Origin of the sequence: Winogradskya humida (genome assembly GCF_016862215.1) — a bacterium.
Lineage (GTDB): Bacteria > Actinomycetota > Actinomycetes > Mycobacteriales > Micromonosporaceae > Actinoplanes > Actinoplanes humidus.
The window spans coordinates 31,385-56,328 of sequence record NZ_BOMN01000148.1 but is presented as its reverse complement, the minus strand read 5'-3'; the positions used below and the strand labels follow the sequence as shown (position 1 = coordinate 56,328).

24 protein-coding genes are annotated in these 24,944 nt (G+C 69.7%); 12 read left to right on the top strand and 12 right to left on the bottom strand.

Annotated elements, in window-relative coordinates; all coding sequences use genetic code 11:
* On the top strand, positions 1-682 hold a 682-nt coding region (locus Ahu01nite_RS48525), incomplete at its 5' end, for a pyridoxal-phosphate dependent enzyme (RefSeq protein WP_239159769.1).
* 30 nt (positions 683-712) lie between these two features.
* On the opposite strand, the gene Ahu01nite_RS48520 is transcribed toward Ahu01nite_RS48525, so the two are convergent.
* Positions 713-850 carry a hypothetical protein gene (locus Ahu01nite_RS48520; protein WP_203843561.1) on the bottom strand — a complete coding sequence of 46 codons (138 nt, stop codon included), beginning with the start codon at positions 848-850 and terminating at the stop codon, positions 713-715.
* Between the two features lie 105 nt (positions 851-955).
* Here Ahu01nite_RS48520 and Ahu01nite_RS48515 point away from each other — a divergent pair, with 105 nt between their 5' ends.
* Together Ahu01nite_RS48515 and Ahu01nite_RS51615 are read left to right on the top strand one after the other, a co-directional pair.
* Positions 956-2,152: a globin domain-containing protein gene (locus Ahu01nite_RS48515; RefSeq protein WP_239159768.1), complete on the top strand. Its 1,197-nt coding sequence runs from the start codon at positions 956-958 to the stop codon at positions 2,150-2,152.
* Positions 2,153-2,339: 187 nt separating this feature from the next.
* A complete protein-coding gene (locus tag Ahu01nite_RS51615; protein ID WP_275411854.1) occupies positions 2,340-2,474 on the top strand; it encodes a hypothetical protein in 135 nt (44 codons plus the stop codon).
* Positions 2,475-2,600: 126 nt separating this feature from the next.
* On the opposite strand, the gene Ahu01nite_RS48510 is transcribed toward Ahu01nite_RS51615, so the two are convergent.
* Both Ahu01nite_RS48510 and Ahu01nite_RS48505 read right to left on the bottom strand, forming a co-directional pair.
* Positions 2,601-4,316 (bottom strand): tannase/feruloyl esterase family alpha/beta hydrolase, encoded by a 1,716-nt coding sequence (locus Ahu01nite_RS48510; protein ID WP_203843560.1) that lies wholly within the window; start codon positions 4,314-4,316, stop codon positions 2,601-2,603.
* Positions 4,317-4,322: 6 nt separating this feature from the next.
* Positions 4,323-5,273, bottom strand: a complete 951-nt coding sequence (locus Ahu01nite_RS48505; protein WP_203843559.1) for a VOC family protein — start codon at positions 5,271-5,273, stop codon at positions 4,323-4,325.
* Positions 5,274-5,583: 310 nt separating this feature from the next.
* On the opposite strand from Ahu01nite_RS48505, the gene Ahu01nite_RS48500 reads away from it, so the two are divergent.
* The 7 genes from Ahu01nite_RS48500 (at position 5,584) to Ahu01nite_RS48470 (ending at position 12,328) form a co-directional block, all read left to right on the top strand.
* A complete protein-coding gene (locus Ahu01nite_RS48500) occupies positions 5,584-6,552 on the top strand; it encodes an ABC transporter substrate-binding protein (protein WP_203843558.1) in 969 nt (322 codons plus the stop codon).
* Complete coding sequence (locus Ahu01nite_RS48495) at positions 6,549-7,376, top strand: ABC transporter permease (RefSeq protein ID WP_239159767.1); 828 nt, start codon at positions 6,549-6,551, stop codon at positions 7,374-7,376. Before Ahu01nite_RS48500 ends, Ahu01nite_RS48495 begins: the two co-directional genes overlap by 4 nt.
* On the top strand, positions 7,373-8,158 hold the full coding sequence (locus tag Ahu01nite_RS48490) for an ABC transporter permease (RefSeq protein ID WP_203843557.1): 786 nt from the start codon (positions 7,373-7,375) through the stop codon (positions 8,156-8,158). Before Ahu01nite_RS48495 ends, Ahu01nite_RS48490 begins: the two co-directional genes overlap by 4 nt.
* A 7-nt stretch (positions 8,159-8,165) precedes the next feature.
* Entirely contained in the window at positions 8,166-8,966 is an 801-nt protein-coding gene (locus Ahu01nite_RS48485; RefSeq protein ID WP_203843556.1) for an ABC transporter ATP-binding protein, read from the top strand.
* A gap of 87 nt (positions 8,967-9,053) precedes the next feature.
* The gene (locus Ahu01nite_RS48480; protein WP_203843555.1) at positions 9,054-9,695 is read left to right on the top strand and encodes a GntR family transcriptional regulator; all 642 of its coding nucleotides are present in this window, start codon (positions 9,054-9,056) and stop codon (positions 9,693-9,695) included.
* Between the two features lie 84 nt (positions 9,696-9,779).
* Positions 9,780-10,520 carry an ABC transporter ATP-binding protein gene (locus tag Ahu01nite_RS48475; RefSeq protein ID WP_203843564.1) on the top strand — a complete coding sequence of 247 codons (741 nt, stop codon included), beginning with the start codon at positions 9,780-9,782 and terminating at the stop codon, positions 10,518-10,520.
* Positions 10,520-12,328: an FtsX-like permease family protein gene (locus tag Ahu01nite_RS48470; RefSeq protein ID WP_203843554.1), complete on the top strand. Its 1,809-nt coding sequence runs from the start codon at positions 10,520-10,522 to the stop codon at positions 12,326-12,328. The genes Ahu01nite_RS48475 and Ahu01nite_RS48470 overlap by 1 nt, the downstream gene beginning before the upstream one ends.
* 587 nt (positions 12,329-12,915) lie before the next feature.
* Here the strand turns inward: Ahu01nite_RS48470 and Ahu01nite_RS48465 are convergent.
* The 3 genes from Ahu01nite_RS48465 to rph all read right to left on the bottom strand — a co-directional run bounded on the left by Ahu01nite_RS48465 (position 12,916) and on the right by rph (position 16,523).
* Positions 12,916-13,350, bottom strand: coding sequence for a nuclear transport factor 2 family protein (locus Ahu01nite_RS48465; protein ID WP_203843553.1), 435 nt, complete (start codon positions 13,348-13,350; stop codon positions 12,916-12,918).
* A gap of 70 nt (positions 13,351-13,420) precedes the next feature.
* Positions 13,421-13,720 carry a hypothetical protein gene (locus Ahu01nite_RS48460; protein ID WP_203843552.1) on the bottom strand — a complete coding sequence of 100 codons (300 nt, stop codon included), beginning with the start codon at positions 13,718-13,720 and terminating at the stop codon, positions 13,421-13,423.
* A gap of 346 nt (positions 13,721-14,066) precedes the next feature.
* Positions 14,067-16,523, bottom strand: a complete 2,457-nt coding sequence (gene rph, locus Ahu01nite_RS48455; RefSeq protein ID WP_203843551.1) for a rifamycin-inactivating phosphotransferase — start codon at positions 16,521-16,523, stop codon at positions 14,067-14,069.
* Between the two features lie 151 nt (positions 16,524-16,674).
* Here rph and Ahu01nite_RS48450 point away from each other — a divergent pair, with 151 nt between their 5' ends.
* Positions 16,675-17,418, top strand: a complete 744-nt coding sequence (locus Ahu01nite_RS48450; protein ID WP_203843550.1) for an SDR family NAD(P)-dependent oxidoreductase — start codon at positions 16,675-16,677, stop codon at positions 17,416-17,418.
* 4 nt (positions 17,419-17,422) lie between these two features.
* Here Ahu01nite_RS48450 and Ahu01nite_RS48445 read toward each other — a convergent pair whose 3' ends face one another.
* Positions 17,423-18,013 (bottom strand): TetR/AcrR family transcriptional regulator, encoded by a 591-nt coding sequence (locus tag Ahu01nite_RS48445; protein ID WP_203843549.1) that lies wholly within the window; start codon positions 18,011-18,013, stop codon positions 17,423-17,425.
* Between the two features lie 46 nt (positions 18,014-18,059).
* Between Ahu01nite_RS48445 and Ahu01nite_RS48440 the strand changes: the two genes are divergently transcribed.
* Positions 18,060-20,834 carry an AfsR/SARP family transcriptional regulator gene (locus Ahu01nite_RS48440; protein ID WP_203843548.1) on the top strand — a complete coding sequence of 925 codons (2,775 nt, stop codon included), beginning with the start codon at positions 18,060-18,062 and terminating at the stop codon, positions 20,832-20,834.
* On the opposite strand, the gene Ahu01nite_RS48435 is transcribed toward Ahu01nite_RS48440, so the two are convergent.
* From Ahu01nite_RS48435 to Ahu01nite_RS48415, 5 genes are all read right to left on the bottom strand, one after another.
* Positions 20,817-21,359 carry a DUF3592 domain-containing protein gene (locus Ahu01nite_RS48435; RefSeq protein ID WP_203843547.1) on the bottom strand — a complete coding sequence of 181 codons (543 nt, stop codon included), beginning with the start codon at positions 21,357-21,359 and terminating at the stop codon, positions 20,817-20,819. The two genes, Ahu01nite_RS48440 and Ahu01nite_RS48435, sit on opposite strands and share 18 nt — an antisense overlap.
* 4 nt (positions 21,360-21,363) lie before the next feature.
* Positions 21,364-22,113, bottom strand: a complete 750-nt coding sequence (locus Ahu01nite_RS48430) for a GNAT family N-acetyltransferase (RefSeq protein WP_203843546.1) — start codon at positions 22,111-22,113, stop codon at positions 21,364-21,366.
* Between the two features lie 2 nt (positions 22,114-22,115).
* On the bottom strand, positions 22,116-23,201 hold the full coding sequence (locus Ahu01nite_RS48425; RefSeq protein WP_203843545.1) for a cobalamin-independent methionine synthase II family protein: 1,086 nt from the start codon (positions 23,199-23,201) through the stop codon (positions 22,116-22,118).
* Between the two features lie 158 nt (positions 23,202-23,359).
* Entirely contained in the window at positions 23,360-24,181 is an 822-nt protein-coding gene (locus Ahu01nite_RS48420) for an alpha/beta fold hydrolase (RefSeq protein WP_203843544.1), read from the bottom strand.
* Between the two features lie 29 nt (positions 24,182-24,210).
* Positions 24,211-24,894, bottom strand: coding sequence for a type 1 glutamine amidotransferase domain-containing protein (locus Ahu01nite_RS48415; protein ID WP_203843543.1), 684 nt, complete (start codon positions 24,892-24,894; stop codon positions 24,211-24,213).
* Between the last annotated feature and the right edge of the window lie 50 nt (positions 24,895-24,944).

Genomic DNA, 24,944 nt, shown 5'->3' with positions numbered 1-24,944 from the left:
GGGGTGGCTGGCCGGGCAGTACGACAACCCCGCGAACCCCGGGGCCCACCTGACCACGACCGGCCCCGAGATCTGGGACCAGACCGCCGGCAAGGTCACCCACTTCGTCGCCGGCATCGGCACGGGCGGCACGATCAGCGGCGCGGGCACGTTCCTGCGCGACACCGGCGCGGTCACCATCGTCGGCGCCGACCCGGAAAATTCCGTCTACGGCGGCGGCGACGGCAGCCCGTACTACGTGGAGAGCATCGGCCACTATGTCCACCCGGCGACGGAGACGGACGTGTGGCCCCGGTCGTACGATCCCAAGGTCATCGACCGCATCGAACGCGTCACCGACCGCGACTCGATCGCGATGACCCGCAGGCTCGCCCGCGAGGAGGGCATCCTCGTCGGCGCGTCCACCGGCACAGCCGTGGTCGCGGCCCTGCGCGTGGCCCGCGGGCTGGGACCGGAGGCCCTGGCCCACGAGCTCACCCGCCGGCACAAGGTCGCCTTCCTCGCACGCCTGATCGAGGTGGCACAGGAAGTCGGAGCCCGCGACCCCGAGGCCCTCGGGGAGCAACTCGCCCTCCTCTACGACGGCGCCTCCAGCCGCAGCGTCGTCTTCAACTCCCCCACCCCCGGCAACCGCGCCCGCGAGATCGCCGCACTCCTGATCGACGCCCAGCTACAGCGATGACCGGTCAGGGCGCGCCGGCCTGACACTCCGTCAGACCGCCGGGGACTCCATCGCAAAAGCGCCACGCAGGATCTGAGCGAGCGCATCGGACGAGTAGCCCTCGGGACCACTGTCGATCAGGATCAGGTCAGAGATCGAGCTCTGGGCGCGTAACGGCTGGATCAGCAACTGACTACCCGACCCGGCTCAGCGCTGTGAGGGGTGCCATAAACAGGACTATCAGATACCTGTTTACGATACGGTCGAATCCTGCCGAGCATCCAGGAGGAACCCGTGCTCTCCACGTCCAGTACGCCGATCGTCGAGGCGACGCTTCCCGTTGTCGGGGAGCATCTCGAGGAGATCTCCAGCGTTTTCTACGACACGATGCTCGGGGAGAATCCTGAGCTGCTCACGCTGTTCAGCCGGAGCGCGCAGGCGACCGGCGAGCAGAAGTCCGCGCTGGCCGGGGCGGTCGCGGCCTACGCCGCGCATCTGGTCGGTGCCGGCCCGGACGCCGCTGTCTTCGACCACATCGTGGAGCGGATCGCGCAGCGGCACTGCGCGCTGGGGATCCGCCCCGAGCAGTACACAATGGTCGGTCGTTATCTGCTGCGGGCGGTCGGTGCCGTGCTCGGGGATGCCGTCACCCCGGAGATCGCCGCCGCCTGGGACGAGGTCTACTGGCTGTTCGCCGCACGGCTCATCGGCCGCGAGGCACGGCTCTACGGCGAAGCCGGCGTCGACAGCGCGGACCCGTGGCGCGAATACGTCGTCGCGGCTCGCATCGAGGAGGCCGAGGACGTCGTCTCGTTTATCCTCGCCCCCGCAGACGGCGGCCCCGCGCCGGCATTCCGGCCCGGTCAATACGTCACCGTCGCCGTGGCCGATCAGCTGCGGCAATACTCGCTCTCGCAGGCCCCCGCGGCGGGGACGTTGCGCATCACCGTCCGCCGGGTCCGCGGCACCGGCGGCCTGCCCGACGGCGTGGTCTCGGGGCATCTGCACGACCGGGTCCGGGTGGGTGAGCTGTTGCGCCTCAGCCAACCGTACGGTGACCTGGTCCTGAACGACGGCCCGGCCCCGATCGTGCTGATCAGCGCCGGGGTCGGCATCACCCCGATGGCCGCGATCCTCGACCACGTCGCCCGCACCCAGCCCACCCGCGACGTCACCGCCGTGCACGCCGACCGCAGCCCCGGGCGTCACCCGCTGCGCCACGACATGACCGGCCACGGCTCGCGGATGGCCAGCTTCCGTTCGCTCGTCTGGTACGAGGAGCACGCCGGCTCCACAACCGCACACGCCGGGCTCATCGACCCGGACCTGATCCCCCTGCACCCCGACGCCGAGGTCTACCTCTGCGGCCCGGCCCCGTTCATGCAGGCCGTCCGCGCCGCACTGCACCGCCGCGGGCTGTCCGACGAGCGCATCCGCTACGAGGTCTTCGGCTCCGAGCAGTGGCGCGGCACCCCGGCGCTGGTGCCCTGAGCCCGTGGCCGCCCATTGTCTGCCACACTTCCGGCCCGCCTCGCACTCACCGGCTCGCGCCATTGAGCGGACCAGCGATCTCAGCGCCGATCCGAACGAGGGCTGAAATGCCGGGCACCTCACTGAACAGGCGTAGGGTCACCGCAGGACGCCGTACGTTACCGACCCGGTTCAGGGAGGTTCGATCATGTCCAAGGACTCGACGAGCAAGGCGAACGTCAAGAAAAAGGGCAAGACGATCAAGGAAAAGCAGACGGCGAAGCGCGAGAAGCGCAACGAATCGAACGGCCACGCCTCGACCATCCCGCCCACGGGGCGCTGAACCCCGGGCCACCGCTGCGGCGGCGAGCAGGTCCTTGAGCCATGGCCGGACTGCCTGCAAGACGGCAACGGTACGCACTCGGCCGGGGGCCAGGACGCGAACGGTCCCCGGCCGAGCGGTGCGATCTCAGTGCCGGGTCGTGAACGGCTGGATGACGAGCTTGCCGTCCACCGCCTTGGGCCAGGTCTGGTAGCCGTGGGAGTACAGCGCCTGACCGACCCAGCGGTAGTCGTTGCGGACCGGGTTCTCCGGGGTGTAAGCCACGAAGTTGGCGGCGTCGTCGATGCTGCCGGTGCCGTCGTAGCGGGCGACCGCCGGGTAGGGGAACACCGGACGGGTGCGGGTGACCGCGCCCCCGGCGATGTTCGAGGCGACGATCCTGGTGGGCTTCCGGCCGCTCTCCGTCCACGCCATCACCGGGGTGAGGATGTCGAACGTGTTCGGGCCCTCGCCGCCGCCGCAGTGCGCGACGCCGGGGAAGAGGTAGAGCTTGGCGAAGCGGTCGACGGTCGCCGCGCCCATCGTCGTCCGCATCGTGTCGTAGTAGTCCATCGTGCCCTGGGGCGAGATGTGCTGGTCGTTCCAGCCGTGCCAGAGCAGTAGTTTGCCGCCGGCGCGCTGGAACGCGCTCAGGTCGGGGTCGATCGCCGCCATGTACGTCGTCGACGGCAGCATCGTCTTCCAGAACGAGGCGACGGTGAACTTCAGGTCAGACAGCTTGTAGTCCGGGTTCGGGTTGTTCGGCTGGGCGAGATAACGCAGGTAGGACAGCGCGAACATCTCACTGCCGACGGTCTGGCCCTGCGCGGCCGGGATGAACAGCGTCCAGTCGAGTTCGGAGCTCCACTCGTGCGCGATCGCCGGTTCGAGGCGGTTGCCGTGCTCGTCGGTGGCGCCGTCGTGCAGTTTGCGGACCACGGTCGCCTCGGCGCTGGTCAGGCAGGTCGCCGAATCCTGGCCGGTCGTGCAGACGATGCTCGCCGGGTTGAAGTGGCACAGCCGCGGGTCGTCGACCAGCCCGTCGCGCAGGCCGTCGATCGTGTCGCAGGCGGCGAGGACGGCCGCGTGGATCAGGGGCAGCTTGTTCGACAGCAGGATGTACTTGCCGTCGGCGTCGAGGTTCGCGTAGACGTTCCAGGCGTGGTGGAAGGTGTTCTGCAGGGCCATGTTGCTGGCCGGGGCGCCGGCCGCGATGCCGTCGAAGTCGTGCGGGTAGCGCTGCGCCTCCATCAGCGCCTCGCGGCCGCCGTCCGAGCAGCCGTCGAAGTACGAGTAGACCGGCTGGCGGCCGTAGAACTTCGTGATGATCGCCTTGGCCACCTGGGACGTCACGTGCACGCCGCGGTAGGCGAAGTCGATCTGCGCCTGTGGGTTCCCGGCCGCCCAGGAGCCGTCGTTCTGACCCTGGTGACCCATGTCGGTGGTCGCGCCCGCGACGGTGCCGTCGGCGATCACCGGGCAGGTGGACGCCTGGGGGTAGTTCAGGTTGGCCATGCCGCAGAGCCCGCCGCAGCCGGCCTGCACGTAACGCTGGGTCCAGCCGTCGATCGGGAGCCGGACCACGATCGTGTTGGCCGGGGCGATCGTGCCGCGGACCTCGCAGTACGGCGCGGCTCCGGTCGTGACCACGGTCGCGGTCTTCAGGGTGACCGGGGCATCGGTGACGCCGCCCAGGTCGAGACCGGTCACGTCCGCGCAGGTCATGACGGGCGGGAGCGCGGGTAGATCGGCCAGGCCGTCGGGGGTGACGCGGGGGCCGGAAGCGAACGCGGCGGTTCCGGTGGCGGCGAGGAGCGCTGTCAGGACAACGGTGAGGAGGAGGGGAGCGGGTCTGTGGCGCATGGCGGGTTACCTTCCGGGAGGAGGAACTACCGGGGTGCCGTGGGTGTGGAACGTGTCGATGGTCTTGAGGCCCCACGCCTGCCCTTTGGCGCGTTCGGCGCGGGTCCAGCTGATCGTTTCCCAGTCCGGTGCCAGGATCAGGCGGGCGCCGGAGTTGCAGAGTTCGATGCGGTTGCCGCCGGGCTCCCAGACGTACAGGAAGAAGGTCTGTTGGATGGCGTGTTTGTGGGGTCCGGTCTCGATGTGGACACCGGCGTCGAGGCAGACGTCCGCGGCGCGCAGGATCTCCTCGCGGGTGTCCGTGGCGAACGCGATGTGGTGCAGCCGCCCGTTCGTTCCCGTCCAGTCCTCGGTGTAGACGAGGTCGTACGTCTTCTGCCCGAGGTTGAACCAGACCGCCTGCGGGCTCCCGTCGTCCTTGACGATCTGCTCGGTGCAGCGCGCCCCGAGCACGTCGGCCAGGAAGGCTGACGTCGCCGGCACGTCGGCGGTGAGGTAGTTGACGTGGTCGAGGCGGCGCACATTCGCTCCCCGTCCCGGATAGGCCGCCGCCTGGTTCTTCAGCGCCGGCCTGTCGGTGTCGTCCGCCTGGTAGCGCTCGGCGTCCCAGTACGCGCCCATCTCGTGGCCGTCCGGGTCGGTGAAGAGCGAGACCTCGCCCAGTCCGTACACATCGGACACCCGCCTGTCGAGACCGGGCAGCCTCTCCAGCGCTTGCGGACCGGAAGCACGCAGATAGGTACGCCCGATGCCCGCCCGTTCGCGCTGCACCAACCGAACAGTCCACGACTGGTAGTCGTCCCACGTGTGCAGATAGACCGACGTGTCGTCGCGGTGCACCTCGCGCAGCGACAGCACGTCGACGAAGAAGTCCCGGGACTCCTCCAGCACCGGCGTGTACAGCTCCACCGGCCCGATGTGCGCGATGTCGCGCGGCCGATCCGGGTCATGGTTCATTCGCTCACCTCTCTGACGCGCGGCCACACCGGGCCGCCGAATAGTTGCGTGCGGTACGGACCGCGGCGCCCGATCAGGCACCACCCGCAGAAAGAGATGGCCGACGTCGGCGTCGGCCCTTCCAAGGCGGCAACGCATCCATGACCATCATTGGGAACCCGTCCCGGCCGGCGAAACGTAAGTCGCTGTCAGCAACTTTGTCAACAATGTTTCGGATGGATCAAATCGTGGCCAGGATTGGCTTCAATTTTGTTGACGATATGTGTAACGTCCGCCACACCGGTTCTCAAGCGCTCGCGCAGGAGGTCCCATGTTCCGACTCAGACGCCTCTCCCTTGCCGCCCTTCCCGTTGTCGCCGCCCTGCTCATCGCCGCCTGCGGCTCCGGATCGTCCGACGACACGGACTCCGGCGGCGGCCCCACCAAGATCAAGGTCGGGGTCATCCCGATCGTCGACGTCGCCCCCCTCTACCTCGGCATCAAGCAGGGCTTCTTCTCCGCCGAAAACCTGGACGTCACCCTCGAGACGGCCCAGGGCGGCGCGGCCATCGTGCCCGGCGTGGTCAGCGAGCAGTACCAGTTCGGGTTCAGCAATACCGTCTCCCTGCTGCTGGCCAGCTCGCAGGGCCTGCCGCTCAAGGTGGTCTCGGCCGGCAACTCCTCGACCGGTGACAAGGCCAAGGACTTCGGCGGCGTCATCGTCAGGGCCGACAGCCCGATCAAGACCGCGGCCGACCTGGCCGGCAAGAAGGTCGCGGTCAACACCCTGAAGAACATCAACACCACCACCGTCAACAAGGTGGTACGCGACGCAGGCGGCGACCCGTCGACGATCACCTACGTGGAGCTGGCCTTCCCCGACATCCCCGCCGCGGTCGCCAAGGGCGACGTGGACGCCGGCCAGGTCGTGGAGCCGTTCCTGACCATCGCGTCCAGCCAGGGCGACCGGGTGGTGGCCGCCAACTTCGCGGGCACCGACCCCAACCTCATGGTCGGCATGTACTTCACCTCCCAGAAGTACGCCACGGAGCACGCCAAGACGGTCACCTCCTTCACCACGGCGATGGCAAAGTCCCTCGAGTACGCGTCGACGCACCTCGACGAGGCGCGGGCGATCCTGTCGACGTACACCAAGCTCGACCCGGCCGTACAGAAATCCCTTGTCCTGCCGAAGTGGCCCGCCGACGTCGACCGCAACTCGGTGCAGGTGCTCAGCGACCTGGCGACCTCCGACGGCCTGATCACCAAGCAGCCGAACCTGGACACCCTGCTGCCGTGACGACCACGACCCCCACGTTGACCGGACCGGCTGAGATCAGGCCGGTCCGGGCGGCCGGGCGCTGGCGGCAGCCGGCGCTGGGCCTGCTCGGCTGTCTGATCGCCGTCGCCGTCGTCGAGGCCCTCCCCCGGCTCGGCGTGGTCGACAGCCGGTTCCTGCCACCGTTCAGCACGATGGCCCGCTCGCTGGGTGGGCAGCTCACCGAGGGCGATTTCTGGACCGGGCTCGGGCAGACCCTCGCGGGCTGGGCGGCCGGGCTGGCCATCGCCATGGTCGCGGGCATCGTTGTCGGCGTGGTGATCGGGAGCGTCCCGTTGCTGCGCGCGGTCACCGCGTCCACGATCGAGTTCCTGCGCCCGATCCCGTCGGTCGCGCTCATCCCACTGGTGGTGCTCATCTACGGCAGCCGGCCGCAGTCGGCGCTGATCCTGGTCGTCTACGCGGCGTTCTGGCAGGTGCTGGTCCAGGTGCTGTACGGCGTCGCCGACGTGGACCCGGTCGTGCGGGACACCGCCCGGTCGTACCGGTTCTCGCGATGGGCGATCATCCGTTCGGTGGTCTGGCCGACCGCGATGCCGTACGTCGTGACCGGGTTCCGGCTGGCCGCGTCGGTGGCGCTGATCCTCGAGGTCACCGCCGAGCTGATCATCGGCGTCCCGGGGCTCGGCAAGTCCATCGGCGTCGCCCAGAGCTCGGGCGCGGTGCCGGAGACGTACGCGCTGGTGCTGGTCGTCGGCCTGCTCGGCGTACTGATCAATGTCTGCACCCGGGCGGTCGAACGACGCGTCCTGCGCTGGCACACCTCGGTCCGGGGGGAAGCATGAAGATCTCCGAGTTTCCGCGGCGGATCCTGATCGCGCTCGGCCTGCCGGTCGTCCTGATCGCCCTCTGGTGGTTCGCGTCGGCCGGCAGCACCAGCTTCTTCTGGCCACCGCTGTCCACCATCGTCCAGGCCTTCCCCGAGACCTGGACCGCCGATCCACTTCTGCACGACGTGCTGCCCAGCGTGGCCCGGTTGCTCGGTGGCTACCTGATCGCCCTGCTCGTCGGGGTGGCCGCGGGCACCGCGATCGGCCGCTCGCGTACGTTGCGGGCGCTCTGCGAACCGGTGCTCGAGTTCTTCCGGGCCGTCCCGCCGCCGGTGCTGGTCCCCGTGATCGCGCTGTTCGCCGGCTACACCGGCTCGACCAGCAAGGTCCTCACGATCGCGCTGGGCTGCCTCTGGCCGATCCTGCTCAACACGGTCGAAGGCGTGCGCTCCCTCGACGAGGTGCTGCTCGACACCGCCCGCTCCTACCGGCTCGGCCGGGTCGCGACGCTGTGGCACGTCGTGCTGCGCGGCTCGAGCCCCCGGATCGCCGCCGGCGCCCGGCAGTCGCTGTCGATCGGCGTGATCCTCATGGTGATCAGCGAGCTGTTCGGCGCGAACCGCGGCCTCGGCGCCTCGATCGTGCAGTTCCAGCGCAGCTTCGCGATCCCCCAGATGTGGACCGGCATCATCCTGCTCGGCCTGCTCGGCGTGGTCCTGTCCGCGCTGTTCCGGCTCGTCGAGAACCGGTCACTGGCCTGGTACCGCGGACAGCGCGACGCCGAACGAGAAAGGTGAGCACCCCATGAGCGACACCATCGCCCTCGACGTGGCCGGGCTGGCCAAGACGTACCGCAGCCCCGGCCGCGACGTCGAAGCGGTCCGTGACCTGACGTTCCAGATCCGGCGTGGTGAGCTGGTCTGCATCGTCGGCCCGTCCGGCGCCGGCAAGACCACCCTGCTGCGCTGCATCGCCGGCCTGCTCGACCTCTCCGGCGGGCAGATCCGGCTGGACGGCACCGCGGTCACCGAACCCCCGGCTGGCATGGCGGTGGTCTTCCAGGAGTACGGCCGCAGCCTCTTCCCCTGGCTGACCGTCCGCGGCAACGTCGAACTGCCGCTCAAGGAGAAGGGCCTCGCCAAGGCGGCCCGCGCGGCCAAGGTCGCCGAGGCCCTGGACGCCGTCGGGCTGCCCGACAGCGCCGACGCCCACCCGTGGCAACTCTCCGGCGGCATGCAGCAGCGGGTCGCGATCGCCCGGGCCATCGCGTACGAGCCCAGCGTCCTGCTCATGGACGAACCGTTCGCCGCCGTCGACGCCCAGACCCGCGCCGACCTGGAGGACCTGGTCCGCACGCTCTGGAAACGGCTCGGCGTCACGGTCCTGTTCGTCACCCACGACATCGACGAGTCGGTCTACCTGGGCCAGCGCGTCCTCGTGCTCTCCAACCGGCCCACCGTCGTGCTCGAGGACGTCCCCGTCGACCTGCCCGACGACCGCGACCAGCTCACCACCCGCTCCTCACCCCAGTTCACCAAGATCCGCACCCACGTGTACGAGCTGGTCCAGTCGGCGAAGCGTGGCGAACGCCCGGAGCCCAGCTGACCAGGACGACGCCGCATACGATGGCAGAACTGCCGCCACAGTGATGAGGAGTACGTCCGGAATGTCGACACCTGGGTCAACCCGCTCATGAGCGACGTCTACACGGCGCTCCGGACAGCCATCCTGCGCGGGGAGTTCGCCCCCCGCCAGCGGCTGATCGAGACCGAGCTGACCGAGCAGTACGCCACGAGCAGGTTCCTGCTCCGCAACGCGCTCACCCGGCTGGAGACCGAGGGCCTGATCGAGCTCCAGCCGAACCGCGGTGCCCGGGTCCGGGAGATCTCGGTGCAGGAGGCCATCGAGATCACCGAGATCCGCCGCGTCGTCGAGGGACTGGTCGCCGCGCGCGCCGCCGAACGCGTCACCGACGACGAGATCGCCTTCCTGCACGACCTGGGCGAGTCGATGAAGGCAGCCGTCCAGGCCACCGACATGCTGCGCTACTCCGAGCTCAACGCCCAGCTGCACGCCACGGTCCGCGCGATCGCCCAGCACGACTCCGCCACCCGCATCATCGAACAGCTCAACGGCCAGATGGTCCGCCACCAGTTCCGCCTCTCCCTGCTCCCGGGCCGCCCCACGGTCTCGATGCCCGAGCACCTCGCCATCATCACCGCGGTCTCCTCCCGCGACCCCGAGGCCGCCGAGCTCGCCATGCGCGCCCACCTGACCAGCGTGCTCGACGCGCTGAAGGATTTCGCGAGCCCATCCCCCGTGCGAGCTACCTGACTTTGCCCACCGCCGGGTGACGCTCCGGAGGCCCGTTCATTCGTAGGTTTCTCTCGATCAATGCCGACGAGAGAGACGATGAGCATGCTTCAGACACAGGCGGGCACCGCGGTCGAGCTTCGTGACGTGGTGCGGGAGTACGGCAGCAGGCAGGCCCGGGTCCGGGCGCTCGACGGGGTCGGGATCGGCTTCGCGCGGGGCACCTGGACGGCGGTGATGGGGCCGTCCGGCTCCGGCAAGTCCACGCTGCTGCACTGCGCGGCCGGTCTCGAGCGGCCCACCAGCGGCCAGGTGCTGCTCGGCGATCGGGATCTCGCCACCGCCTCCGAGCGCGACCTCACCGAGCTGCGGCGCAGGGACATCGGGTTCGTCTTCCAGAGCTTCAACCTCGTCAGCTCGCTGACCGCCGAGCAGAACGTCGCCCTTCCGCTGCGGCTCGCCGGGAGCAAGGTCTCGATGAAAGACGTCCGGGCCATCCTCACCGGCGTCGGGCTCGGCGACCGGCTCCGGCATCGGCCCCGCGAGCTCTCCGGCGGCCAGCAGCAGCGGGTCGCGATCGCCCGCGCCATGATCACGCGGCCCGCGGTTCTGTTCGCCGACGAGCCGACCGGGGCGCTCGACTCGGCCGCCGCGCGTACCGTGCTCGGGCTGTTGCGCTCGATGGTCGACGAGGCGCAGCAGACCATCGTCATGGTCACCCACGACCCGGCGGCTGCTGCCAGCGCGGACTCCGTGGTCTTCCTGCGCGACGGGCGCATCGTCGACCGGCTCGTCCGGCCCTCGGTCCGCGAGGTCGCCGACCGGCTCGCCGCCCTGGAGGCCTGATGTTCACCCTGTCGGTCGCCACGTTCCGGGAACGCTGGCAACTGTTCGTCGGCGCCATCCTCACCGTCACGCTCGGCGTGGCCATCGTCCAGTCGTCGCTGCTGATCGTCGCCTCCGCGGGCGGTTACGGCGAGGCGATCGCGATCCTCGGCCTCGCGCTGGGCGTGTCCGCGTTCCTCGCGGCCTTCATCGTCAGCTCGACGTTCGCGTTCACCATCGCCCAGCGCCGCCGCGACCTCGCCCTGCTGCGCCTCATCGGTGGCAGCCGCGGCCAGATCCGGCGGCTGCTGCTGTCCGAGGCGCTCCTGCTCGGCGTCCTGGGCACGCTCCTCGGCATCCCGGCCGGGCAGATCGTGCTCAGCGCGCAGACGGCACTCCTGGAGAACCTCGGCTTCCTGCCCGGCTCGTTCAGCGCCGCGTGGCACGGCTGGATCCTGTGGGTCTCGCTGGGCCTAGGCATCGGGGTCGCGCAGGCCGGAGTGCTCGCCGCGTCGCGCCGGGCGTCGCGCGTACGCCCATTGGAAGCCCTGCGGGAAACCGGAGCGGGCGCGAAAGTCATGACCGTGTCGCGCTGGATCCTCGGAATTCTGCTGGTCATCGTGGGCCTCACGCTGATGCTGGTCTCGACCGCGGTCAGCAACCCCAACGGCGCGATCCCGCTGTCGATCAACGCCATGGTCGCCCTCGCGCTCGGCCTCAGCGCTCTCAGCCCTGTCATCGTCCCGCTGATCGGCCGGCTCACCGGAACCCTCGCGGGCCGCGGCACGATCGGGCGACTCGCCCGGGCCAACCTCCGCGACGGCGTACGCCGCAACTCCTCCACCGCCGCGCCGCTGCTCATCCTGGTCGCCCTGCTGATCGGCCTGGCCGGCACGTTCGACACCCTCTCCGAAGGAGCCCACCACCAACTGACCGATAATGTACGCGGAGACCTCGTCGCCGCCGGCCCCATCGCCCCCCTGACTCCCGGCGTAGCAACCGCGTCCACGGAGTACGCCCTGACGATCAAGGTCACCTCGGTCAACCAGGGCGACACCGAAACCGACGATTTCCCCGCGCTCGCCATCGACCCCGCCGCCTACCAGCAGGCGCACCAGCTCCCCCTGATCGCCGGTTCCTACGCCGACCTGCACGGACTCACGGTCGCGGCGGCGGGTGGCAAACTCGGCTCGACCGTACGGATCCACGTCGGCGGCCAGGACCTGAACCCACGTGTCGTGGCGGTCCTCCCCCCGGCCCTCAACGGCAGCCCCGAATACCTGCTCCCCCGCGACCTGGTCCCACCGCCCGCCCTCGGCCCCGCGCAGTCCATCGTCCGCCTCCAACCGGGCGCCGACCCCGCAGCCGTCGCCCGATCGCTACCGCAGCCGGTGCTCACGCTCGACGAATGGATCGCGCAGAGCGACAGCGCCCAGGACAGCCTCAACGCCGGCGTCATGAAGGTGGTCATGGGCCTCGCCGCGCTCTACGCCGTCATCGGCGTGGTCAACGCGGTCGTCATCGCCGCCGGGGAACGCCGCCGCGAATTCGCCGTCGCCCGGCTCACCGGCTTCACCCGCAACCAGGTCATCGGCACCGCCCTGCTCGAATCAGCGGTGGTCACCGTCACCGGCCTGCTGCTGGGCTGGCTCTCGGCCATGGCCGCCCTGATCGGCATCAGCGGCGTCGCCGGCACGATGGTCATCCCGTGGGGCGCCTTCTGGCTGACCGCCCTCGGCGCGTTCCTGGTCGTCGGAGCGACCAGCGTCTGGACCAGCCGCTCCGCCACGCGGGCCACACCGATCTCGCTGGCCGGAACCCGCGAATAGCCTGATCGGGGCCGACCGCCGCGTCACGGAGGTCTCCCTGACGACCCCGGGCCGCCACGCCATCGAAGCCGCCGCCGCAGGCCACGTCGAACTTGTCCGCCGCCTCTTCTTCGACGGCCTCTCCCCCGACGCGGTCCGCGGCCTGAGCACCACCCTCGAACTCATCTACGCCAGCGTCCTGGACCGGGGATCCCTCCCCAAGCCCTAGGTGTATTGGTAAGGACCGTTGTTGACGCGGCTGATCGGTGGTTGGCGGTCCGTGGCCAGAACACTTAGGGCACGAAGTTGCGCCGAAACCCGCGATGGCGCAACATCCTGCGCCGTCAGCTGTCAAGGACGGACCAATCACGTCTGGCAAGGAAACGTAGGTTCTGCTGTCAGACACGATTGCCCGGACTTGACTAACAACACCGCATGAAGTTGTCGCATCCCGGTGCCCTGCGCAACATCTGGGCGTGCGACCTTGCGGCCGTTAGCGTCCCCAGCCGGAGAGTCACATCCGGGCCGGCCGGAATGACCAGCCACGGTCCTACGTCCGGAAACAGAACCGCGTCACCTATGTCGCACCAGGCGGCGTCGGGCAGACACTAGGCGCTCGTCAGTTGTGCGCAGAGGGCGTCGAGCGTGTTGGTGGCACGAGCGAGCCCGAGATGGTCGATGTAGTCCCGTGACTCGACGATCACCCCGTCCCGGATCCGGAAGACGATGATGCACGGCGCGGCCCAGTCCCCCTCGCCGCGATAGGTGAACTCGCCAATGACCACTTCAGGGTCGGTGGTGTGATGGACACGCACGTCCTCGACGCGGAAGCCTGCCAGGCCGGCCGACCCCGCTGCGGCGAAGTGCTTGCGGAGCGCTTCGCGGCTGGGAAGCGGGGTGTCGCCGAGCGGGGCCATCGGGTGCCGCACATCGGTGTCCTCGGCATAGAAGCCGGCCAGCCTGTCGACCTGATCGCGGTCACCGTTCTGCAGCCGGCAGGCGCCGTCGAGCATGGCTCGGAACGTTTCTTTGGGGGTTCGCATGATGGATGCCCTTCTAAGCGAAGTCTTCACTCCGGATAATACGGAGTCCGGACTCCGGAAAACAAGCCCGTCAGCCTGTGATCGCTCTGGCGAGCCGATCCGGCAGGGACGCTATTGCCCTCAGGTCCGCCGGGGAGAGCTCGCAGTCGATCAGGCGGACCTCTCGCAGGAACGGCAATCTCTTCAGCGATTCGATGTGGACGACCTTCGCGGCATTCATCACCCACAACGTGGTGAGTGCGGGACCGGTGAAGGCGGCGAGATCGATTTCCGGGTGCGGCGGTGTCGGCTTGGCGGCCAGGAGTTTGACCTCGGACAGCGCCGGCAAGCCCTCCAGCGGACCGGTGTCCGAGAGGGAATAGTTGACCAATTCCAGTGACTCGAGAGACGCGCAGGACTGGATGCCGTCGAGGGAGCCGGATTGGCGGCGGCCCTCCAGCTGGAGACTTTATAGGGCGGGAGCGCCGTCGAGAAAGCTGAGGTCGATGCCCTTCCAGCGGCCGATCCGCAGCCGGGAGAGACGCGGCCACCGCGGGGCGATTATCAGGCCCGGCCGGTCCACCAGGCAGAGGCTTGTCAGGTGCGGCTGGGATACATCCGGGCCCGGGAGCTTGGAGCCGGTGATCAGCGTCAGGTCTAACCATCCGCCAGAAACTTTTCGGGCGCCCAGGGTCCGTCCATGTGACTGTGCCAGTGCATGACCCGGTAATCGGGCATCAGCTGGGAAGGAGTTCGACGTAGCCGTCGGTGCCGTGGACGCGGATGCGGCGGCCGTCCTCGATGAGCTGGGTGGCGTGGGCGACGCCGACGACGGCGGGGAGGCCGTATTCGCGGGCGATGACGGCGCCGTGGGTCATCAGGCCGCCGACTTCGGTGACCAGGGCGGTGATGCCGACGAAGAGGGGGGACCAGCTGGGGTCCGTGTAGGTCGTGATCAGGATGTCGCCCGGGGCGAGGTCGGCGTGGGCGAGGTCGAGGATGACGCGGGCGCGGCCCTCGACGGTGCCGGCGGAGACCGCGAGGCCGATCAGGGCGCCGGGTGGGACGTCGTCGCGGCGGTAGGCGCCGTTCAGGGCTTCGCCGTCCGAGGTGATGACCCGGGGCGGGGTCAGGGACCGGTGGGCGCGGAAGTCGGCTTTGCGGTGGGCGATCAGCGTGGGATCGGCGTGCTGTGTGCGTACGGTGGCATGGAGCTCTTGGAATGTGAGGTAGAAGATGTCCTCGCGGTCGGGGAGCACGCCGGCGCGGACGAGGCGGCCGGCCTCGGCGAGGAGGGCCTGCTTGTAGACGAAGGTGCGGCTGACGATGGCGTACTTCGGGTATTCGCGGTAGCCGATGAAAGTGCGTACCCGGTCGATCATGCGCTTGGTCTCGGCGGCCTTGTTCTCGCCGTCCGGCAACGCCCGCAGCCGGGCCAGCACGTCCAGCTCCTTCTCGTGCGCTTTCCTGCGCCCCTCCTCGAAGCGCCGCCCGGCCGCACCCGGCTCGAAGTTGCGGACATTGTCGAGGATCGCGGGCACGAGCGTGGTGGGCTCCTCACTCCAGCGCGGCCTCGTGATGTCGATCTCGCCGGCACAGCGCATGCCGTACTTGTCGAGATAGGCCCTGATCGCGCCACCCGGGACGTCCCCGATCTTGTCGAGAAAATCGTCCCCCTGCAGAAGCTCGATCGCCTCCGGGTACGCGCGGAGCACGTCAGCGACGTCCAACAGCTCCAGCCCCATCTCCGCGGTGATGTTGCCGGGCGCGGACAGCGTCAGAGTGCCCGCGGCGTTCGTCTCGCCGAGCCATTCCCGCAGCTTGTCGTCGAGCCACCAGGCGGTCTCCATGCCCGCCATGATCACCTGGATGCTCAGGGGATCACTGAGGAGCCGCTTGTGCTCCTCGAACGCCTCCAGCAGGAAGTCGAACAGCGCCGGACCGGACTTGGCCGCGATCTCCTGCCGCAGGGTGGCGAGGGCCGTCCGGCTGCGCTCGATCAGCTCGGTGACGATGGCGGGATCGGTCTCGATCGGGGTTGCGGGCCCACCCCTGGCCGGGCGCGCGGGGCCCCCGTCCGGCGCTTCGGCAACGAAATCGCCGCGGTCGAGGACTGTCTCCAGCGCGTCCCTGGTCAGCGGGTCGATCCTGCCGGCCATCTCCAGGAAGCCGGCCCGGCCCGCCGGCGAGGCCAGCATCCGGGTGCCGTCGACGAACAGCCGCCCACCCGCCTCGAGCATCGGCGCCATCGCCGTGAGCTGCCACATCGATGTGCCGAGGGGCTTCATGGCGTCGGTCATCATCTGCTGGTGACCGACCGAGAGGTAGACGTGGTTCTCCCCGTCGGGGGCTCCGGGGACGGGGAACAGCGTGGTGATCGGGCGGCTCTGCACAAGCTGGAATTCGTCGCCGGCCAGGCACCACTCGATGTCCTGCGGGCGGCCGAAATGCGCTTCGACGTGCCGTCCGATCCGCACGAGCCGCAGGACCTGCGCATCCGTCAGCGCGGGCTGCGCGGCGGCTGCCGATCGGGAAATGATCTCCCCGTCGCGGATCCGGTAGCCGTCCGGGTCGACCAGGCCGGAGACGAGCGCGTCGCCGAGCCCGAAGCCGGCGTCCACCGTGGCGACCTTGCGGTTGCCCGTGACGGGATCCGCCGTGAACAGGACCCCTGCCGCTTCCGCCGCGACCATCTGTTGCACGACAACCGCCATGCTGACCGTACGGTGATCAATGCCCTGGTGATCGCGATAGCTCACCGCCCGCTCGGTGAACAGCGAGGCCCAGCACCGTCTGATGTGCTCGAGGACCGCCTCCGGACCGATGACGTTCAGGTACGAGTCCTGCTGCCCGGCGAACGAGGCCGTCGGCAGATCCTCGGCGGTGGCGCTGGAACGCACCGCGTACGCATGCGGGGTCAGCGCCCCCGTGATCGCCGCCGCGAGATCCTCCGGGAGGGGAGTGCTCTCGATGACCTGACGGATGGAGTCCACGCCCAGCCGATCGACCTGGTCCCCGATCGACGGCAGCACCCGCCGGAACGCCTCCGTCGTCACGACGAACCCCGGCGGCACCTCAACGCCCTCGATCCGCGACAACTCCCCCAGATTCGCACCCTTGCCCCCGGCGACCGCGACCTGAGTCGCGTCCACCCCGTGCAGATCCAGCAGGTACGCACTCACACAAAGCCCCATTTCCGCAGGTAAAAGCCCCGGCCGATGATTCTGCCCCGCGAACCGGGCCTTGCCGCAAGCCCCCCACTGCGCTATACGTTAGGAGTGGCAGGGAGAGAGATCTCGCTGCCTTTCCTTTTGCCCCCGACCGGGTTTCGGTGACGATGGGGAGATGGATCAGCGCATTCTTGTCACCGGTGCCCGGCGGGGAATCGGGGCCGCCCTCGCCATCGGGCTCGCCCGGCCCGGGGTGACCCTGCTGCTGCATCATTTCGGCGCCGCCGAGCAGGCCGAGGGGGTGGCCCGGGTGTGCCGCGGGCTGGGGGCGCAGACCCGGACACTCGACGCCGACCTGGGCGATCCCGCCGCGGTGGGCGAGCTGGCGGGTGAGGCCGGCGCGGTGGACGTACTGATCAATAATGCGGCCCGGGCCTCGAACGTGCCGATCGATCAGCTGAGCATCGACGAGTGGCAGGCCACGTTCGCGGTCAACGTCACGGCGTCGATGGTGCTCGCGCAGGCGCTCGGTGCGGGGATGGCCGGTCGCGGGTGGGGGCGGATCATCAACGTCGTGTCACCGACGGTGATGCTCGGCGGGCCGTCCGGGCCCGCGTACGTGTCGAGCAAAGCCGCGCTCATCGGCCTGACCCGGTCGCTGGCGCGGGCTTTCGGTCCGCATGGCGTCACGGTCAACGCGCTCTCCCCCGGCGCGATCCGCACGGAGGGTGAGGACGAGCTGGAGGAGTCCGACCGCGCGGCCGGCCGTGGCAGGACCGATCTGGTGGCGACGCAGGCGGTGCCGCGCGAGCTGATCCCGGAAGATCTGGTGGCCACCGTACGGTTGCTCGCGTCGGACGGCTCGGGAGCGCTCACCGGGCAGGTGCTCGAAGTCGGCGGCGGGCTGGTCTTCCGCTGACGTGTCAGGCGATGTGCAGGAGCTGCCTGGTGGCGGTGAGGGACGTGTCGAAGTGGACCCGGTCGCGGCGGATCTTCGCCATGACGCTCGCGCCCATCCACATGTCGTAGAGCATCTGGGCCGTCGCGCGGGGGTCGTTGACCACCGTGACCGAGCCGTCCCCGACGCCGGCGGTGATCGCGCTCTCCAGCCGGTTGATGATCTCGCCCGTCCCGGCTTCGAGCGACAGGCGCATGGGCTCGGAGAGATCGGCGACCTCGGCGCCCAGTTTGACCGCGAGGCACTTGCCCTGGCAGTCGTTGAAGCTCTGGTTGTCATACCAGCTCGCCCAGTAGTTCATGAGGCGCTGGGCTGTCGTCAGGCCGGGCTCGGCCAGGAAAGCGTCCATCTCCGCCAGGTATTCGACGAAGTAGTCGTCGAGCATCGCCCGGCCGAAGGCGTCCTTCGACTCGAAGAAGTGGTAAAACGAGCCCTTCGGCACCTTGGCGTCACCGAGCACCTCATTGATGCCCACAGCGGCATAGCCCTTGCTCGCAACGATCCGACGCGCGCTGTCGAGGATGCGGTGACGAGTGTCTTCCCTGACGCCTGGCATGAGGAGCACTCTAACACTCAGTAGACCAGTCGTCTATGATGCGGCGATGCAGCACGTGTCCTTCGGCGTTCTCGGGCCGGTGGAGGCCTGGGCCGGCGGGCACCCGCTCCGGCTCGGTCCCCCGCAGCAGCGCACGGTTCTCGCGGCGATCCTGCTGAACGAGGGCGCGGTGACGTCGACCGGCGAGCTGACCGAGGCGCTCTGGGCACACGAGGCACCGGCTGGGGCCGTCAAGACAGTCCGCACGTACGTCTCCCGCCTGCGCGCCGTACTGGCCCCGACGGGCGTCACCATCGAGTCGGTGGCACGCGGCTATGTCCTGCGGGCCGGCCCGGACTCCTTCGACCTGTCGCGCTTCCGGGAACTGACCGCCCCACTCCCCGCGCCCGCCTCGGCCGCTGACCGGGCCGATCGCGCACGACAGGCCCTGGAGACCTTCCGCGGCGAACCGCTGGCCGGGCTCGACGGCGTCTGGGCCGAAACACATCGTGCCCAGCTCTCCTCCCTGCGGGCCGCGACCTACGAGACGCTGTTCGCGGCCGAGCTCGAGGCCGGCCACCACGCGCGGGCCATCGCCGAACTCCCCGCGGTCATCAAGCAGTTCCCGTTTCGCGAGCGCCTTCGCGAGCTCCACATCCTCGCCCTGCACCAGACCGGGTCGCGAGCCGAGGCGCTCGCCGCCTACCGCTCTGTGGAACGACTGCTCAGGGAGGAGCTCGGCATCGAACCGATGCCCGCGCTGCAGGAACTCCACCGCCGCATGCTGCAGAACGACCCGGGCCCCGAACCCCTTCCCGCACCCGCTACCCGGCCCGCTCAGTTACCCCCGGCGCCCGCCGTTTTCGCCGGCCGCGACAGCGAGTTGCGCCGCGCCGACGAGCTGCTCGCGGCGTTCGGGCCGGGGCCCGCGATCGTGGTCATCGCGGGGATGGGCGGGGTCGGCAAGACGTCGATGGCGCTGCACTGGGCCCACCGGCTGGCCTCCCGTCACTACGACGGCGGCCAGCTCTACGCGGACCTGCGCGGCTACGGTCCGTACGACGAGCCGCTGTCACCGGCCGACGTGCTCGACGGTTTCCTGCAGGCACTCGGGGTGACCACCGCGGGGATTCCGGGCCGGCTCGCCGACCGCGCCGCACTGTTCCGGAGCCTGCTCGCGGACCGCCGGATGCTGATCCTGCTGGACAACGCGGCCACCGCGGACCAGGTCCTGGATCTGCTGCCCGGCGCCGGCACCTCCCTCGTGATCGTGACGAGCCGGGGCACAGTCCCGGACCTGGTCGTGCGGACCGGCGCGGCGATGCTCGTGCTCCGGCCGCCGGACCACGACGAGGCGCTCGCCCTGTTCGCCGCCCGCGCCGGACACGACCGGGTGCGCGCCGAGCGCGCCGCTGCCCGGGACGTTCTCGAACTCAGCGGCCGGCTGCCCCTGGCGCTGGCCGTGATCGGTGCCAGGGCTGCTGCGAGCACCCACTTGCCGCTCTCCGCGATCGCCGCGGACCTGCACGCCGCGTCCGGCACGCTGTCGGCGTTCCGCAGGCCGGATGCGGCGTTCGACGTGGCCGCCGTACTCTCCTGGTCCTATCGCTCGCTCAGCGACAGTGCGGCAGAAGCCTTCCGTCAGCTCTGCCTGCATCCGGGGCCTGATCTCAGCGCCGACGCGGCCGCCAGCATGCTGGCCCGGCCCGTTGCCGAGACGCGCGGGCTGCTCGCCGAGCTCGTCGCTGCCGCGCTCCTGACCGAGCACCGGCCGGGCAGGTGGGTGGTTCACGATCTCGTCCGCGCGTACGGACATGAAGTGGGCCTCGATCTGGACCCGCCGCAACAGCGGGAGGAGGTCTTCCGTCGCCTGCTGGACCACTATCTCTACGCGGGCCGGACCGCCAACTCGCGGCTCTTCAGACGACGGGAGCCCATCGTTCCGGATCTGCCCGCCCCCGGCGTGATCGAACCGGACACCGACCCGGTCGCGTGGTTCGACGCCGAACATCCCGCCCTGCTCACCGCGCTGCATGCCGCCGCGCAGCAGGGCTTCGACCGGCACGCCTGGCAATTGTCCTGGGTGATCCGCGACTACCTCAACCGGCAGGGCCTGTGGCATCTGCTGCAGACGTCCCAGGAGGCCGGGTACGCCGCCGCGGTCCGGGGCGGCGAACCGCGCGCCGAGGCCCGGACCATGTGGGGGCTGGCCATCGTCGAGTCGAAGCTGGGCCGCTATCCGCAGGCGCACGTCTGGCTGCGGCGCGCCCTGGCCGTCTTCGAGGAGTCCGGTGACCGCGAGGCCGTGGTGCGGACCCACGTCCTGACCGCGTTCGCACTCTCCGAGCAGGGTGACTGGGCGGCTGCCCTCGACCATTACCGGCTGACGCTCGCGCTCTCCGGGACCGGCACCCACCCCGCCGAGCGGGCCGGCGCGCTCAACGCGGCTGCCTGGGCCAGCGCGAAACTGGGCCGCTACGCCGACGCGGTGGCGGACGCCCGGACCGCCCTCGAGCTGGCTGCGCACCTGAGCCCGTCCCGGCTGGCGGCCACCTGGGACACGCTCGGCTACGCCTGCTTCGGCCTGGGCGACGCCGTCGAGGGCGCGAAGAGCTATCGCCGGGCCATCGAGCTGTATCGCCGGCACGGGGCCCCGGCCCTCGCCGCCGAGTCCCTGCGATCCTTCGCTTCCATGCTCGACCGCGCCGGTCGCAGCAACGAGGCGGACGAGGCCTACTGGGAAGCGCTCACGCTCGTCGCCGGTGCCGACGGGCCGCACGCGGCTCAGCTCCGGGCGGAGATCAGCCGGACCCTCGCCGTCCCGCTACCGTTTGGCCAGTAGCGCGATGCCCGCGATGAGGGTGATGAGACGAACGATGAACGTCAGGATGCCGACGACCGCGACCAGGGCTCCCACACCCATGATCGCCAGCGGGATCCAGGTGTTCTCGCCGACGATGCGGGCCTGCGACGGATCGGCGGCGCGGTAGGAGATCTCCACCGGGTCGCCGACTTTGGCGGGCGTGCTGCTCGAACCCGACTCTGCGAAGTCGACCTGCTGGCCATCGCCCGTCACGAACCGGACCTCGCGGGAGTACATGGGCTTGTTGCCCTTCTCGCTGCGGCCCACGTGGACGGACGTGACCTGGCCGGTCACCTTCGTGCCGTCCGCGTACGGCTGCGAATGGTGCTGGATGTAGAGGCCGAGACCCACGAACACGATGCCGATGATCCCGGCGAGCAACGAGCCGAGCAGGCCGCCGCGCTGACGACCGGGGGTGTCGATCCCGACCAGGCCGTCGACGACGAGCACGCCACCGGCCACGGTCCTGCCCGGACGGCCGGTGATCATATTCCAGAGGGACACTTGTTCACTCCTGTGAGCTGGGGTCTGACGCGCCGAAGAAATGGCGCCGGTAACGCGGGGTCATCCGGTCGACCGACAACAGGACGTAGAACGTGAAGATCCCGCCCTCGGGGTCGTACGCGGGCTCGCCGCAGATCCACGAACCCAGCCGCAGATAGCCGCGCAACAGCGGCGGAAGCGCGGACGGGATTTCCCTCAGCGCCGCCCGGTACCGGGGCTCGACGCGGAACTCGGGTGGCGCCAGATATTTCTCGCGGGTGGCCGCCCAGATCCCGGCAGCGCGCTCCCCCGCGTCCGAGCCGCCGGGCACCCAGACGCAGCCGCCGAGCCAGTTCCGGCCCGTCATGCTCAGATACCTGGCGATGCCGGCCCACATCAGGCCGTTGACCGCCCCGTTGCGATGCTCCGGGTGGACCGCTGCCCGGCCGGTCTCCACGAGGTCGGCGCCGAGCGGTTCGAGCGGGGCCAGGTCGAAGGTCCGCTCCCCGTAACGCCTGCCGACGAGAGTCGCGCTGGCCGCCGACATCATGCGGTAGGTGCCGACGACGGTGTTGCTCGCGTCATGGCGTACGACGAGATGGTCGCTGTGGGGGTCGTACTCGTCGACGTCGAGTCCGTTGCGGAGGGTGGGGAGCTGGGTTCCGTACTCCGCTGCGAACACGTCGTGGCGCAGACGCTGAGCCTCCGTCACCAGCTCGCCGTCCGCGAGTGTCAGGGTGTATCCGCCCGATTCGATGACCAGGGGCATGCCCATCCTCAGCCCCAGACCCGCTGGGCGGTGCTGACGACCAGGTCGAGTTTGCGGCGCTGGTCGTCCCAGCTCAGAGGGTTGCCCTGGACCTCCGAGGCGAAGCCGCACTGCGGGCTGATCGCCAGGGCGTCCAGCGGGAAATACCGGCTCGCCTGGTCGATGCGGCGCACAAGGTCGTCGGGGTTCTCCAACTCGCCGGTCTTGGTGGTGACCAGGCCGAGGACGACGGTGGTGCCGGCGGGTACGTGGCGGATCGGGGCGAAGCTGCCGGCCCGGTCGGTGTCGTACTCCAGGAGCCAGTGGTCGACGGGGATTCCGCCTAAGACGTCCTCGGCGATGCCGTCGTACGTGCCCTCGTTGAACCACTGTCCCCGGTAGTTGCCGCGGCAGATGTGCATGCCGACGGTCACGCCGCGCTCGCGGAGACCGGCGACGATGCGGGCGTCGGCCTCGATACAACGCCGCAGCAGCTCGCGCGGGTCGAGCCCCTCGGCCTCGAAGACGGCGATCAGCTTGTCATTGACGAAACTGGTGAAGCAGGGAGCGTCGATCTGGATGTGCCGTACGCCGTCGCGGACCAGCGCGTCAACCTCGGTCCGCAGCACCGCGGCGAGATCGTCGACGATGTCCGCCCGGGTCGGGTACGCGCCGTCGCTCACGCCCGCCTGCCAGTTGGCCACCACGAAGTTCGTCACCTCGGGAATGGTCACCTTGAACGGTCCCGGTGCGTGCCGTGCCAGGAACGTGGCCTCGCGCTCGGTGAAACGATCCCGGTGCCGCAGTTTGCCGCCGATGAGGTTCAGGATCGCGTCGTCCTCGCCCGCGCTCCAATCGAGCGTCGGGGCCTGCGTGACGAAGCCGTCCGTGCCCCTGGTGAGCTGGCTCATGAAGTCGTTACGGCGGTATTCACCATCGGTGTACGGGCCGATGCCGCTGTCGCGCTGCACGGCCAGGATCATCTGGATCGCGGTGTCCTCGGCCACCTCCAGCGCGGCCGCGTCGACCCGGCCGGCGGCGTGGTCCTGCCGGGCGCGGAGAAGCTCCGCGGGACGCAGCAGACTGCCGACGTGTGTCGCCCTCTGGTTACTCAAGACCCCTGCTTCGGTTGCCCGTTCCATGAAGCGACGACTACACCACCTCGTGGATGCCATCCGTCGGGCGCGGCGTTGACAGCCGTCGGGTGTCCGGCGCCACAGACTGAGCGGGACCGCCGGGGAAGATCCCCAGCGGTCCCGCGCTCAGGACGGCGTCAGCTGTTCAGGAAGCCGATCAGGGCCTCGTTGAACTCGGCGGGGTGGCTGGCGTTGATGCCGTGCGGGCCGTCCTTGATGACGACCAGCTTGGCGCCGGGGACGGCCTCGGCGGTGCGGGCGCCGCTGACCTCGATCGGGACGATGGCGTCGCTGTCGCCATGGATGACCAGGGTGGGGATGTCGATCTTCGCGAGGTCGGGGCGGAAGTCGGTGTAGCTGAACGCGGCGATGCTGTCGAGGGTGCCCTTGGCGGACGCGACGTGGGCGAGCTCCTGGGCGTAGCGGAGCTGGGCGTCGCTGACCTTCTGCTTGCCACCGGCGGTGAAGAAGTTCTGCGCGAAGCCGTCGACGAAGGCGATCCGGTCGGTGATCACGCCGTCCTGGAAGCCCTTGATGGTGGCGTCGTCGAGACCGCCGCCCGGGTTGTCGTCGCTCTTGTAGAGGTACGGCGGAACGGCACCGGCGAACACCGCGCGGGCGATCCGGGCGCTGCCGTAGCTGCCGAGGTAACGGGCGACCTCGCCGCCGCCCATTGAGAAGCCGACGAGCGTGACGCCGGTCAGGTCGAGCGTGGTGAGCAGTCCGTCGAGGTCGGCGGCGAACGTGTCGTAGTCGTAGCCGTCCCAGGGCTGGCTGCTCTGACCGAAGCCTCGGCGGTCGTACGTGATGACGCGTTTACCGGCCGCGACCAGTGGCGCGATCTGAGCCTCCCAGCTGCGGCCCGACAGCGGCCAGCCGTGGATGAGCACGACCGGGTCACCGGTGCCGAAGTCCTCGTAGTGCAGCTCGACGCCGTTGCTGACAGCGATGTAGGGCATGATGGTTTCCTTTGTCTCGAGCGGGATGATCAGGCGGAGGCGAGCACGGTGAGCAGGACGTCGGCGGCCTCGGCGGACGAGGCGGGGTTCTGGCCGGTGATCAGCAGCCCGTCACGGACGACGTAGGAGCCCCAGTCGGCGCCCTTGGAGTAGACGCCGCCCTTGGCCTTGAGCTCGTCCTCGACGAGGAACGGCACGATGTCGGTCAGGCCGACGCCGTCCTCCTCGCTGTTGGTGAACCCGGTCACCGGGCGCCCCTGGACCAGCGGGGTGCCGTCGGCGTTGGTGACGTGACGCAGCACGCCCGGCGCGTGGCAGACCAGCGCGACCGGCTTACCGGCCCGCAGCGTGGTCTCGATGAGCGCGATCGAGTCGGTGTCCTCGGCCAGGTCCCACAGCGGGCCGTGCCCGCCCGGGTAGAACACCGCGTCGTAGTCGGCGGGGTCGACCGTGCTCAGCACGACGGTCGAGTCCAGCGCGGCCTCCGCCTCGGGGTCGGCCTCGAACCGGCGGGTGTCGTCGGTCTGGGAGCCGGGCTCGTTGCTCTTCGGGTCGAGCGGCGGGCGGCCACCCTTCGGCGAGGCCAGCGTGACGGTCGCGCCGGCCTGCTTGAGCCGGTAGTACGGCGCCGCGAGCTCCTCCAGCCAGAAGCCGGTCTTGCGCCCGGTGGTGCCCAGCTCGTCGTGCGAGGTCAGAACCAGCAGAACGTTCATCACAGAACCCCTTCGATCACCTGTGGGCCTCGTTGGCCACGTCCAGAACT